The sequence below is a fragment of the Sphingobacterium sp. MAE genome (genome assembly GCF_056711605.1).
Map to the genome: position 1 here is coordinate 2,375,518 of NZ_CM160044.1, position 13,044 is coordinate 2,388,561.

11 protein-coding genes and 1 tRNA gene are annotated in these 13,044 nt (G+C 37.4%); 9 read left to right on the forward strand and 3 right to left on the reverse strand.

Annotated features, from left to right (window positions below; all coding sequences use genetic code 11):
• The first annotated feature begins 31 nt into the window (after positions 1-31).
• Entirely contained in the window at positions 32-982 is a 951-nt protein-coding gene (trxB, locus tag AC06G9_RS10045) for a thioredoxin-disulfide reductase (protein WP_021190301.1), read from the forward strand.
• An 83-nt stretch (positions 983-1,065) separates the two neighbouring features.
• Here trxB and rnhA read toward each other — a convergent pair whose 3' ends face one another.
• Positions 1,066-1,563, reverse strand: coding sequence for a ribonuclease HI (gene rnhA / locus AC06G9_RS10050; RefSeq protein ID WP_108159772.1), 498 nt, complete (start codon positions 1,561-1,563; stop codon positions 1,066-1,068).
• Between the two features lie 107 nt (positions 1,564-1,670).
• Here rnhA and AC06G9_RS10055 point away from each other — a divergent pair, with 107 nt between their 5' ends.
• The 8 genes from AC06G9_RS10055 to AC06G9_RS10090 all read left to right on the forward strand — a co-directional run bounded on the left by AC06G9_RS10055 (position 1,671) and on the right by AC06G9_RS10090 (position 11,614).
• Entirely contained in the window at positions 1,671-3,512 is a 1,842-nt protein-coding gene (locus tag AC06G9_RS10055; RefSeq protein WP_293929287.1) for an alpha-L-fucosidase, read from the forward strand.
• Between the two features lie 42 nt (positions 3,513-3,554).
• Complete coding sequence (locus tag AC06G9_RS10060) at positions 3,555-4,001, forward strand: hypothetical protein (RefSeq protein WP_293929289.1); 447 nt, start codon at positions 3,555-3,557, stop codon at positions 3,999-4,001.
• 14 nt (positions 4,002-4,015) lie between these two features.
• On the forward strand, positions 4,016-4,717 hold the full coding sequence (locus AC06G9_RS10065; RefSeq protein ID WP_480958048.1) for an SIR2 family NAD-dependent protein deacylase: 702 nt from the start codon (positions 4,016-4,018) through the stop codon (positions 4,715-4,717).
• A gap of 177 nt (positions 4,718-4,894) precedes the next feature.
• On the forward strand, positions 4,895-6,520 hold the full coding sequence (locus tag AC06G9_RS10070) for a beta-N-acetylhexosaminidase (RefSeq protein WP_293929291.1): 1,626 nt from the start codon (positions 4,895-4,897) through the stop codon (positions 6,518-6,520).
• 10 nt (positions 6,521-6,530) lie between these two features.
• Positions 6,531-8,033, forward strand: a complete 1,503-nt coding sequence (locus AC06G9_RS10075) for an alpha-L-fucosidase (RefSeq protein WP_293929293.1) — start codon at positions 6,531-6,533, stop codon at positions 8,031-8,033.
• An 85-nt stretch (positions 8,034-8,118) separates the two neighbouring features.
• Positions 8,119-9,243 (forward strand): DUF2891 domain-containing protein, encoded by a 1,125-nt coding sequence (locus AC06G9_RS10080; protein ID WP_293929295.1) that lies wholly within the window; start codon positions 8,119-8,121, stop codon positions 9,241-9,243.
• Between the two features lie 292 nt (positions 9,244-9,535).
• Complete coding sequence (htpG, locus tag AC06G9_RS10085) at positions 9,536-11,425, forward strand: molecular chaperone HtpG (RefSeq protein ID WP_293929297.1); 1,890 nt, start codon at positions 9,536-9,538, stop codon at positions 11,423-11,425.
• A 115-nt stretch (positions 11,426-11,540) separates the two neighbouring features.
• Positions 11,541-11,614, forward strand: a tRNA-His gene (locus tag AC06G9_RS10090).
• Positions 11,615-11,648: 34 nt separating this feature from the next.
• On the opposite strand, the gene AC06G9_RS10095 is transcribed toward AC06G9_RS10090, so the two are convergent.
• Positions 11,649-12,065: a DUF1801 domain-containing protein gene (locus tag AC06G9_RS10095; RefSeq protein WP_248753830.1), complete on the reverse strand. Its 417-nt coding sequence runs from the start codon at positions 12,063-12,065 to the stop codon at positions 11,649-11,651.
• A gap of 2 nt (positions 12,066-12,067) precedes the next feature.
• Entirely contained in the window at positions 12,068-12,919 is an 852-nt protein-coding gene (locus tag AC06G9_RS10100; protein ID WP_480958049.1) for a TraB/GumN family protein, read from the reverse strand.
• Positions 12,920-13,044: the final 125 nt, after the last annotated feature.

Here is a 13,044-nt window from a genome sequence, read left to right on the forward strand (position 1 = left end):
ATTAGAAAATAAGATTTTATAAAATAATATTATGTCTCAAGAAATAGAACACCTACAGTGTTTAATAATTGGTTCAGGACCCGCAGGATATACGGCAGCTATTTATGCAGCCCGTGCTGATATGAAACCGGTTATATATACAGGGATGGTACCAGGGGGTCAATTGACTCAGACAACTGAAGTTGATAATTTTCCTGGATACCCTAAAGGAATTACAGGTCCAATCATGATGGAAGATCTAAGGATGCAGGCAGAACGATTTGGTACAGATGTCCGTTTTGGATATGCGACCAAAGTTGATTTTTCTGGTCCAGTGCATCAGGTTGAGATTGATGGTATCAAAACAGTAACTGCTGATACTGTGATCATCGCTACTGGAGCTACTGCAAAATGGTTGGGATTGGATAGTGAGCAAAAGTATAACGGTTTTGGTGTATCTGCTTGTGCAGTATGTGACGGTTTTTTCTTTAAAAACCAAGAAGTTGCTATTGTAGGTGCAGGTGATACAGCCGCCGAAGAAGCTACTTATTTGGCAAAATTATGTTCTAAGGTACATATGTTGGTACGTCGTGATGAATTTAGAGCTTCTAAAGCAATGGTTCACCGTGTGATGAATACTCCCAACATTGAAGTGCATTATAACTCGGAAACGAAGGAAATCTTAGGTGATGGTCAAGTGGTAACAGGTGTTCGTGTTTTAAATAACAAAGATCAATCTGAAAAAGTGCTGGATGTAACAGGTTTTTTTGTTGCTATTGGGCACAAGCCAAATACAGAACTTTTCAACGGTATCTTGGATATGGATGAAACGGGTTATTTAATCACTCAACCCAATACTACGGCAACCAATATTCCAGGTGTGTTTGCCTGCGGAGATGTACAGGATAATGTATATCGCCAAGCAATTACGGCTGCGGGAACAGGTTGTATGGCCGCTTTGGAAGCAGAACGTTATCTGGCAGCTAAAGAAGATGTTGCGTAATCGTGTTAACAATAAAAAGGCTAGCGATATCAATTTCGCTAGCCTTTCTTCTGCTATTTCAAACAGATTATAATAATTTCTGTTTATCCTTTTGCTTCTTCCATTTCAAAAACAGAATCGATTTTCCAACAAGACTTATCTTTAGAGGCTTTTACCGCCAATTGGTCACATCGTTCATTGAGCGGATGACCAGCATGACCCTTTACCCACACCAATTTTACCTGATGTAGTTTGTAAACCTGCATCAATCTAATCCAGAGATCTTTATTTTTTTTACCAGCGAATCCCTTTTGAATCCAGCCATACACCCATTTTTTATCGATGGCGTCAATGACATATTTGGAATCGGAATATACCGTAACCTGTTGATTTAAGTTTTTTAAAGCTTCTAGACCAACAATTACTGCCATTAGCTCCATTCGATTATTGGTGGTCTTGCGGTAGCCACCAGAGAATTCTTTTTCAATTAATTTCCCCTTATACGCTTCGTTATCACCCGTATAAATTGTTCTTAATATTGTGCCATAGCCACCTGGTCCTGGATTACCGCTTGAAGCGCCATCCGTATATAATTCAATCATCCATACAAAGATAAATTATTAAGCCAAAATAGCGACTTTAAGTTTGAATTGCATGAATATATTTCTTACTTTTCCCCTTTTAAAACCTAATATTTCAATTAGTAGACATGATTCGGAAGAAGTCAATATTAGCAGTGTTGTTTTTAGCGCTTTCTAGCTATAACGTTTTTGCACAAGAAACTAAAAACAAGAATGAGGACGTAAAAAAAATGGAATGGTTTGAAGATGCAAAATTAGGCATTTTTATCCATTGGGGAATTTATTCGGTTAAGGGGATTTCTGAATCTTGGGCTTTTTTTAATAACTATATCAGTCATGAAAATTACATGAAGCAATTGGCTGGTTTTACAGCCAACCAATATCAACCGGAAGAATGGGCAAAATTGATTCAGGAATCGGGAGCGAAGTATTCGGTCATTACAACACGTCATCATGATGGGGTCTCGCTTTGGGATAGCAAGTCGAATAATGCGATTACCACAGCTAAAGATGCTGCTGCTAAAAAGGATGTTTTGACTCCCTTTGTGACCGCACTTCAGAAAAAAGGTCTTAAGACCGGTTTATATTACTCATTACCAGATTGGAGTCATCCTGACTATGATGTCAATACGAGAATAAAAAAACGTTATAACGTAGGCGATGATGCCAATCGTTGGAATAAGTTTGTGAATTACTATCAGGGACAGTTAGCAGAATTGTCTAAAGCATATAAGCCAGATTTAATTTGGTTTGATGGCGATTGGGAACACAACGATCAGGAGTGGCGTGCAAAAGAAACATTGACACAATTGCGCAAGTATAATCCCAATATCATCATCAATTCCAGACTGAATCAACACGGTGACTATGATACTCCAGAGCAGGGTATTCCGGTTGTAAAACCTGAAGCACGCTACTGGGAACTCTGCTATACCATGAATGATTCGTGGGGATATCAGCATTTTGACCATCATTATAAAACACCAAACATGATCGTCCGTACTTTGGTAGATTGTATTTCAATGGGCGGAAATCTTTTATTGGATATTGGCCCTAAAGCTGATGGGACAATTCCTACAGAACAGGTGCAGATCTTGAAAGAATTAGGAAGATGGACTTCTAAACACAAGGACGCTATTTATGGTACCCGAGCAGGAGTTCAATCTCGGTTTTGGAATGATAAAAATGCTTTTTCTAAAGATGGAAAAACATTATACATCTACTTGGATAATGTCAAAGATAAATTAGTTTTACAAGGTCTGAAAACTAAACCTACTTCAATTAAATTTGTTGGAAATTCAGACAAAATAGATTATCAGTATGATGATTATACGCTAGAATTAAATCTACCAACAGCTAATTTCGATGCAGCTGTAACTGTTGTAGCCATTACCTTTAATGAGAAGCCAGCTATTGATTTGGAAAGAAAAGAAGTGAGTTATACTGCTTATGAAGTTGCTGGCCAAAATCAAGCCGCGTATGCCATTGCAACAATTAGTAAAGCTACTGCCATGGGATCCAATTTGTTTAAAGACAAAATCAGTGCAGACGGCGATGTATTAGATAAAAACTTAAAATTTGCATCTGCCGATATGAAAGAGTGGGTAGCAAAAAATGCTGAAATTTTACATGATGCTGAAGCTGGAATTCCTGATGGACATTACGCTGGACTAAGTGCGCTATCTAAAGATAAGCAGACACTTTATCTTTTCGTTGAAGGAACTCCAACAGGTCCTATTGCATTAAAAGGGCTTAAGAATACCATTGCACGTATACGCATAGTAGGCGAAGGTTCTATGATCGGTCATGATATATTCAATAAACTGTACTGGAGTTCGACTCCAGGTATTGTTTATATGGACGTTCCTAAAGAACGGGTGGATAAAAATATGACAATAATTGCTGTTTTATTGGATAAACCAATTGAATTGTATCGAGAGCACGTAGGAGCTATTGAAAGTAATTTATAAATTTGTAAAGAGGCAATTTTAATTGCCTCTTTTTTTATGATTATGAAATATATTTTAACATTGTTACCCTTGTCACTGCTACTTTCCTGTAATCACGGAAACGGAAATGAAACGCAAAAGCAACGTGCCGATTCACTTGCCCGGGAAGTGCTAGAGCAACGCCTGGATATTAGAGATCTCGCTAATTCGGATCATTTTATGTACTATGAGGATACCGAAGCTCAAAATACAACAGATATAAAGAAACTCGCTGGAGTTGAAAAAATAAAGGCTAAGGTAGTTGCTTATCGCATTTATAAAAATCTTAGTTTGGAAAATAATCGTTACATTTTTAAGGCCAAATCTCCCTTAGAACTGCATATACCGAATAAGATTTTTGTGAGTTTTGAAAGAGCATTTATAACGTCCAATAATAATGTCATCAGCAGTAAAGACTCCATTAAATTGCAATTGCCCACAAATTTCCAAGATTCGGTCTTAACTTGGTAGTAGATAATGAAGATATGAAGAAGAAAATCATTGTATTTACCGGAGCTGGTATCTCAGCAGAAAGTGGTATTAAGACATTTAGAGATGCGGATGGATTGTGGGAGGGGCATGATGTAGATGACGTTGCTAGTATTGATGGCTGGTACCGTAATCCCAAACTCGTTCAAGATTTTTATAACATGCGGCGACAAGTCGCTATGCAGGCTAAACCTAATGCTGCGCATGAAGCTCTGGTCGCATTAGGTAAGTCGTTTGATGTACAGATTGTGACGCAAAATGTGGATACATTACATGAACGGGCAGGTTCTGATCATGTGCTTCATTTGCATGGAAGATTAGATCAAGCTTGCTCATCAAAAGATAAAAGGCTAATCTATCCAATCGACGGTTATGAGATCAAAATGGGTGACTTATGTGAAAAAGGTTCCCAATTAAGACCTAATATAGTATGGTTCGGTGAGGCAGTTCCGAATATGGAACCAGCCCTCGAAATGGCACGAGAGGCCGACATTATGATTGTTATCGGCACCTCTTTGGCTGTATATCCAGCTGCAGGATTAGTTGATATAATAGCACCTACATGCGATTTATATGTTGTTGATAAACAGATTGATACATCGCGGATACCCAAACGGGCAAGTACTATAGAAAGTGCTGCATCGGAAGCAGTTCCCTATCTGGTTGCTCAGCTAATAGAGCGATATGCTACTTTGTAAGCAATTCATTACGCTAACGTTTTCGTCATTTGCACAATCGTTTGCATCCTAGATATTCCCTGAGATCATCTGCAAGAAGCATATATTTAGATTTTATAAATCGAATTAATACGTTTTTAGTTCTGACCACATCTCGAGACAATCAAGGCGTAGTCGTGACAGGGTTAATAAAATTTTATGATCACAAAAAAACTTGGCAAAGCAGCAGCATTTATCGTCTTGTTTACGATTAGCTCCAGTGTTACGAAAGCACAGTTATCTCTAATTCCGAAGCCAGATTTTATAGAGATGACGGAAGGGTCGTATTTCTTTCCTTCATCTGGTAAAATACAGATTGGAGATAAGACTTTTGATACGGTTGGTCGGTATCTTCAAAAGCAGCTTTTATCAAAATTTGGTTATACAGGACTTATCCATCATGATAAAAAACAGATTTCAGCAATTCAATTTGTTCGTAAGCAACATCTTGAAAGTGAGGAGTATGAAATTAAGACAGAGGGTAGTACGCTAATTATTTATGCAAGCTCTCCTGCAGGAGCTACCCATGCCGTCAGTTCGCTTTTGCAAGCATTTAGCTTTGGAAATAAATCTGCGTCTGGAATCACTATTCCTGCTTTTGAAATCAAAGATAAACCAGCATATCCGTGGCGAGGTTTTATGTTAGATGAATCACGTCACTTTTTTGGAAAGGAAAAGGTGAAATCCATCTTAGATTGGATGGCATTTTATAAACTCAATAAGTTCCATTGGCACTTGACTGATGAACCCGCTTGGCGATTAGAAATTCAAAAATATCCTCTATTAACATTGGTCGGTGGTATTGGCTCCCAGACTGATCCATATGCTCCCGCGGCCTTTTATACGCAGGCCGACATTACAGAGATTGTAGCTTATGCACAAGAAAGGAACATCGAAGTCATCCCAGAAATCGATATGCCGGGCCATGCCACAGCGGCTAATCGGGCTTACCCGCAACTGAGTGGTGGTGGAAATGAAAAACATCCGGATTTTACTTTTCATCCGGCTAAAGATATAACGTATTCTTTTTTAACTCAGGTATTGCGTGAAACGAAAGCGCTGTTTCCATCGGCGGTAATACATTTAGGCGGAGATGAAGTATCCTTTGGCAGTGAAGCATGGAATTCAGATACCCACGTGCAGGATTTGAAGCAGAAGCATGATCTAAATGATAACAAAGCGGTAGAAAATTACTTTATGCGTCGCATGGCAGATTCGCTAAAAACAATGGATGCCACTTTACTAGCATGGGATGAGATGGTAGATGCCGATTTATCAAAAGAGAAAACGATACTCATGTGGTGGCGACATGATAAACCCGAGCAGTTGAAAGCCATATTAAAGGCTGGCTATAAAACAATACTGACACCAAGATTACCACTTTATTTTGATTTTGTACAGGAAGAATCGCATAAATATGGGCGAAAATGGGGAAAACTGTACAATCCTTTGGAAAATGTGTATAATTTTTCTCCAGATCACTATGCTTCGTTGACGACCGAGAAAAATCAGATTTTAGGTATTCAGGGAAATTTATGGACGGAAACCGTTATCAATACCAATAGATTAGACTATTTAATTTTTCCACGATTGGCCGCTCTGGCGGAGGTCGGTTGGACGAAAAGTTCAAATAAAAATTACCTGCAATTTTCAGAATCATTGAAAAAACATTTGAATTTGTATCGTGAAGCAAATTTGTACTACTACGATCCATTTACAAATGCACATCCTGAACCGGTGGTGATAAAAAAGACACAACGCGTTTATATTGATAATCCTGAATAACCAATTAAATATGAATAACTTATTAAGCAGATCTATACTTGCTGTGGCATTGTTAGCTGGAGCCAATTCTCTACAAGCACAATGGACCGGACCAAAAATTAAATCAACAGAAATCAAAGAAATTAAGTATGGACCATTGTCACCTGCCAATCGGACAGATGAGGCAATGGTTGCATTCCGCAATTATGGATTAGGTCAATTTATACATTGGGGGCTATATGCAATACCAGGGAATGAATGGAAAGGAGTGAGTGCACGTGATGGTGCGGCAGCATCCGAATGGATACGTTCATGGAGAGGACCATCTGCTCCTAAAGATTGGGTGAATACATACGACAACCTTTACAAACAATTTAATCCCAAAGATTTTGACGCAAAGCGTTGGGCAAAACAAGCAAAAGACATGGGAGCGAAGTACGTGATTTTTACGACAAAACACCATGATGGTTTCGCGATGTGGCCAACCATATATTCGCCATATAATATCAGTAAGACACCCTATAAAAAAGATATTGTGAAAGAGGTTGTAGATGCCTATACCGCAGTAGGTATCGATGTGTACCTTTATTTCTCTGTATTGGAATGGAACAATCCAGATTATATGGGCAAAGAACCAATAACGGCAGAGGAAAAGAAAAAGTTTGATAAATTCTTGAAATATACTAGAAATCAATTACTGGAGTTGATGACTAATTATCCACAGATGAAAGGATTTTGGTTTGACGGTACTTGGGATCAGTCTTGGATAAAGTCTTATGATTTTACTTACAATCTTGAAAAAGAACTTCGGGAAAAACATCCTGGTCTTATCATTGGCTCCCGTTTCCGAAATGATGAATTTGGGAAACGTCATTTTGATTCCAATGGTCAGATGTTGGGTGATTATGAACAAGGCTGGGAGCGTAAATTGCCGGGAGATATCACTTGGTTAGAGGGGCGCGATTGGGATTGTGTGATGACGATTCCACCAAACGGTTGGGGATATATGAAAGATTGGTCGGGTATTTATACCAAAACCACCGATGATATTATCGATATGCTGACCTATTCAGCATCCCTAAGTGGTAATTTTGTTTTAAATTTCGGGCCAGATGGCCAGGGAAATATGCATCCTGAGGAAGATAAAATAGCAAAAGAGCTTGGTGAGTGGATGAAAATAAATGGTGAAGCGATCTATGGAGCCAAACATGCAGGAATGACCAATTCTAAACTGGGGTACTTCACTAAAAAAGCAGATAACTTATACCTCACTGTTTTCAACAGGCCCGTCAATCATATTGTCCGGATATCTGTACCCAAGGCAGCGACAGAGGTTCCTGTGTCTGCCACGTTATTAGCTAATGGACAAATGTTGGAGATGCGTCATTCGGATCTTGGTATTGATCTCGATAAAAATACCTATTATGATGTGCTATTGCCGAAAAGTTTCCAGTCGGATAGAGCCTTTGTCATTAAAATGAAAACGGGTGCACCTAAAATAAAAGCGGAGAAGCTAATGGATGCTAAGATGTAAAATATAGTTTGAAACAGTTTGAAAAGCCAAAACAATGATTTTGGTTTTTTTTTGTTATTTTTAGAAATCAATTCATGTACCGAAAATGTTCAAAATATTAGTTACCATTTTTACTTGTACTGTTTTATTGTCATGCAACAATAGCAACAAAAATCAAGGATCGACTTCTCAACAATCAGAAACAGGAAATAGCGAAACAGGAAAAAATCAACAGGTCGTGCTGGATTCTACTGAGGCAAAAAGAATATTGGCATTGCCATTACATTGCCTTGAACAGGAGTATCCAAATAAACTGGGTCAGGTCATCGGATCTGCTCAGGATCTGAAATCACCAAAACAATTACATCCCATTTTTTACGGTTGTTTTGATTGGCATTCATCCGTTCATGGTTATTGGTCTATCGTTAAAATATTGAAAACTTTCCCTAACCTCAGTGAAAGTAAACAGGCGAGACTGATCCTGAATGATAAGATAACCAAAACGAATGTTGATCAGGAAATTGCTTTCTTCCTGGACAGTAATAATACAAGCTTCGAACGCACCTATGGATGGGCGTGGCTCTTGCAGCTGCAGGCAGAGTTGTTGACTTGGAATGATCCTGAAGGGAAACAGTGGGCCACAGCGCTACAGCCTTTGGCAGATCTGCTTGTAAAACGTTATGAAGGGTATTTACCTAAACTTGTTTATCCGATCCGTTCGGGACAGCATGATAATACCGCTTTTGGATTTAGTTTATCAATGGATTATGCAAAGGTAACGCAAGATACAGCTTTTCAAAATTTAATTACACAACATGCAAAGCGCCTTTTTATAAACGATAAATCTTGCTCTCTGGCATTTGAGCCAAGTGGTAGCGATTTTCTTTCTCCTTGCTTAGAAGAGGCATTATTGATGACAAAAGTTTTAAATGATGACGAATATAAAAAATGGTTAACAGACTTTATGCCCGATTTATTTGTGAAAGAATTTAAGTTAGAGCCGGGTATTGTTAAAGACCGTACGGATGGAAAGCTTGTTCATTTAGATGGATTGAATTTTAGCCGTGCAACTTGTCTTAATGGCATCGCTACTAAACTACCGGAACTAAATCATTTACATCAACAGGCAAATAACCATTTGGCTTACTCATTGCCTAATATCAGCAATGACGACTATATGGGCTCACATTGGTTAGGAACATTTGCGCTTTATGCCATAACACATCAGTAAGTTTGTGATCAAGTTTATTTTTTCGATTATAATCGCATTGAGCATAATCAGTTCATGTACCCCAATTTCTTTAAATAAGAAGGAGAGAGCAGCTGATAGCCTACACACTTCCGATACGTTTAAATTTAATGGATACTCGGCTACAATAAAAAATAAAGATTAAGTCAAGCAATGAACAGCCCTGATATTGTCATTTTAACTTAAAATATGACATCTTGTCTCAAATTGACTGTTTGGAATATAGATTGATGTTTAACTGTGAAATCAATTAGCAATTAAATATAAAATATATATGAACACAGAAAAAGGATCTATTTCAATCCACACGGAAAACATTTTTCCTGTCATTAAAAAATTCTTATACTCTGATAATGAGATCTTCTTACGCGAGTTAGTTTCAAACGCGGTGGATGCTTCTCAAAAAATAAAACGCTTAGCTTCATTAGGTCAATACCAAGGTGAAGTAGGTGATTTATTAGTTGATGTAAAACTTGATGAAGCGGCAAAAACGATTACCATTTCGGATAATGGTATCGGTATGACAGCTGACGAGATTAAAAAATACATCAATCAAGTTGCCTTCTCAGGTGCAACTGAATTTATGGAAAAATTCAAAGAAGCAAATGATGCAAATGAAATCATCGGTCGATTTGGATTAGGTTTCTATTCCGCATTTATGGTTGCTGATAACGTTGAAATCGAAACGTTATCTTACCAAGATGGGGCAGAGGCTGCGCATTGGACATGTGATGGTAGTACTTCGTATGAAATTTCTGCAGGTACACGTACGACACGTGGTACTGATATCATCTTACACATTAATGAAGAGTCTTCAGAATTCCTAAGCCAATCGCGTTTACAGGAGATCTTGGACAAATATGCGCGCTTCCTTCCTGTAAATATCCGCTTCGGAACGAAAACAACGTCTGAGCCAGATGGAGAAGATGAAGAAGGAAAACCAAAATATAAATCTGTTGAAGTTGATAACATCATCAACAACACAAGCCCAGCTTGGACGAAAGCTCCATCTGAACTGACAGATGCAGACTATTTGGCTTTCTATAAAGAGTTGTATCCATATTCAATGGACGAACCATTATTCTGGATCCATTTAAATGTGGATTATCCATTTAATTTAACCGGAATTTTATACTTCCCGAAAATTAAAAATGAATTAGAAATTCAACGTAATAAAATTAAATTATACTCACGTCAAGTATTCATTACCGACGAAGTAAAAGATATTGTTCCTGAATTTTTAATGTTATTACATGGTGTAATTGACTCACCGGATATCCCATTAAACGTTTCAAGAAGCTTCTTACAAGCAGATAGTAACGTGAAAAAGATCAACAACTATATCACTAAAAAAGTAGCTGATAAGTTGCAGGAAATCTTTAAAACAGATCGTAAAGGTTTTGAAGAAAAATGGAATGATATCGGTCTTTTTATCAAATATGGTATGTTGAGCGATGAGAAATTTGCTGAAAAGGCAAATGAATTCTGTCTATTGACCAATACTGATAAAGAAAACTATACGATTAAAGAGTATTTTGAGAAAGTAAAAGATATTCAGGTTGATAAAGACGGTAATATCATCTATCTCTATACCCACGATGCGGCACAACAAGATAGCTTTATTTCAAGTGCAAAGACAAAAGGTTATGATGTACTGGTATTAGATGGTCCACTGGATACTCATATTACTTCCTATTTGGAACAAAAAGGTGGCGAGAAGGTACAGTTGAAGCGTGTAGATGCAGATGTTATCGATAAGTTGATTGAAAAAGATGAGAAGCAAGAATTGTCAATTTCCGAAGAGGAGTCTAAACAAGCCTTATCAATCTTTGAAAAAGCTATTAGTCGTCCGGACATGAAAGTTGAAGTGGATGCTTTATCTGCTGAGGAATTACCTGTATCAGTAACGATCGATGAGTTTATGCGTCGTATGAAAGATATGGCCAAAACCAATGGCGGAATGAACTTTTACGGCAACTTACCTGACAACTATAAGGTAACCGTAAATGGTAACCATCCACTGGTGAAACGCATTTTATCAAGTACTGAAGAAGAAGGTGCGCAATTGGCAAAACAAGCGTTTGACTTAGCTTTATTATCTCGCGGTTTGTTAACAGGTGCTGCTTTAACGTCATTTGTGAAACGCAGTGTTGAGATGATCTAATAAAAATTAAAAAATAATGCCTTAATCCTCATTACGATACGTTGTAATGAGGATTTTTTGCTTAAAAACATTTGGAGTATATCAAATAAAATTCTACTTTTGTAGCACAAACACGGTAGATGTAGCTCAGTTGGTTAGAGCATCGGTTTGTGGTACCGAGGGTCGTGGGTTCGAGCCCCATCATTTACCCAAAAGGCGAAAGAGTTCTCTTTCGCCTTTTTCTTTATCCATATTTTATCTTTACAGCAACAATACTATCTTTTATAATTTTAATGAGGAAATCTTCATGAATATCGGACAACTTTTTAACATAGATACAGGCCTTGCTCATTTTGAATTTTCCTAATTTTTTAAGATCAAGATCTATATCATTTTCACAAATGTATAGATATAAAGAAATGGCGCTTTTACGTGGTGAAAATCCGGCCAAAGGTGCGTTTCCTTCATGGCCACTTGCATATTTGTAGTGGTACGAACCAAAACCAATAATACTGGGTCCCCATAGTACGGCAGGTTCACCAGTGATCTCTTCCATAATTTGGATGAGTCTATCACTATCTTTTCTTTTCTGCTCATCTGGTATTTGTGCAATGAAATCCTGAACTGAATCCGAAGTTGCAACAGTTTTATTGTTTGCCATAATTAAAGAATGGGAGTGAGCTTATAGCCTTTAGCCGCTAACAGGTTTAAAAGACCATTTTTTCCAACCAAATGTCCTGCTCCAACAGCAAATAGATGGGAAGATGCTGACATTTTCGATGGAATTTTATTCATCCAATTAATATTACGTTTAGTCAAGAAGTTTGCTAGATCTTCTTTAGACATATAACTATTATCATAAATAATTGTTTCCAGCTCTTTTAAATTCTCGGTTTGATAAGCGGTTACCATTTTTTTTGATATTGCTGGCATCTCATCAATTTTGTTTAAATATTCCAATAAATCAGATGCTTTAAACATATTGTTTAACATATCAATTTGAAATTTTAATGTTTCGAGATCATCTATCTTTTTATTTGAAGCTGTTGCCAGGGCTTGGATATCTGTTTCCATTGTTTTCACTTTTCTAGGATCTGAGCACTCTAAAGATTTTAAACTTAAAAGGGATATAAATACAGCTGGTGACATCATATCGAGCATTTGAATAGACAGTTGTTGTGAGGTGAGGATGCTATCCATTTGAGTGAGTTCAGCTTTGGTCATACCTTTAAGGAAATTGCTGTCAGGTTTCATCATTTCAGGGATGATGGGTTTATTTTCTTCTGAACCAATATTAATTTCAAAGGTTATCACATCAACTTTGGGGATCAGATTTTTGATTTTATCCTTTAACAGATAGTCTTCTTCACACATCAGATGCATCGTACCTAATAGGTAGGAGTCTTTGGCCAAACCATTTCCTGATATTTTCCAAAGAATGGCATTTTCTTGTGCACGAACTGTAAATGTAGCGACAATAAAGGCTATGATAGCCATGAGTGATAACTTTTTCATATATGTTTATAATGTATAGTATATCATTAGTATCTAAGACCCATCATATGTTACAGATTTTTTGTCATTATAAAGGCTTTATGATTGATCAATCATAAAGCCTTTATAATGATATGCTTTTACTG

Coding starts and splice junctions, on each gene's coding strand:
- htpG (WP_293929297.1), top strand. CDS start 9,536: ATGAACACAGAAAAAGGATCTATTTCAATCCACACGGAAAACATTTTT.
- AC06G9_RS10075 (WP_293929293.1), top strand. CDS start 6,531: ATGAATAACTTATTAAGCAGATCTATACTTGCTGTGGCATTGTTAGCT.
- rnhA (WP_108159772.1), bottom strand. CDS start 1,563: ATGATTGAATTATATACGGATGGCGCTTCAAGCGGTAATCCAGGACCA.
- trxB (WP_021190301.1), top strand. CDS start 32: ATGTCTCAAGAAATAGAACACCTACAGTGTTTAATAATTGGTTCAGGA.
- AC06G9_RS10095 (WP_248753830.1), bottom strand. CDS start 12,065: ATGGCAAACAATAAAACTGTTGCAACTTCGGATTCAGTTCAGGATTTC.
- AC06G9_RS10055 (WP_293929287.1), top strand. CDS start 1,671: ATGATTCGGAAGAAGTCAATATTAGCAGTGTTGTTTTTAGCGCTTTCT.
- AC06G9_RS10060 (WP_293929289.1), top strand. CDS start 3,555: ATGAAATATATTTTAACATTGTTACCCTTGTCACTGCTACTTTCCTGT.
- AC06G9_RS10070 (WP_293929291.1), top strand. CDS start 4,895: ATGATCACAAAAAAACTTGGCAAAGCAGCAGCATTTATCGTCTTGTTT.
- AC06G9_RS10100 (WP_480958049.1), bottom strand. CDS start 12,919: ATGAAAAAGTTATCACTCATGGCTATCATAGCCTTTATTGTCGCTACA.
- AC06G9_RS10080 (WP_293929295.1), top strand. CDS start 8,119: ATGTTCAAAATATTAGTTACCATTTTTACTTGTACTGTTTTATTGTCA.
- AC06G9_RS10065 (WP_480958048.1), top strand. CDS start 4,016: ATGAAGAAGAAAATCATTGTATTTACCGGAGCTGGTATCTCAGCAGAA.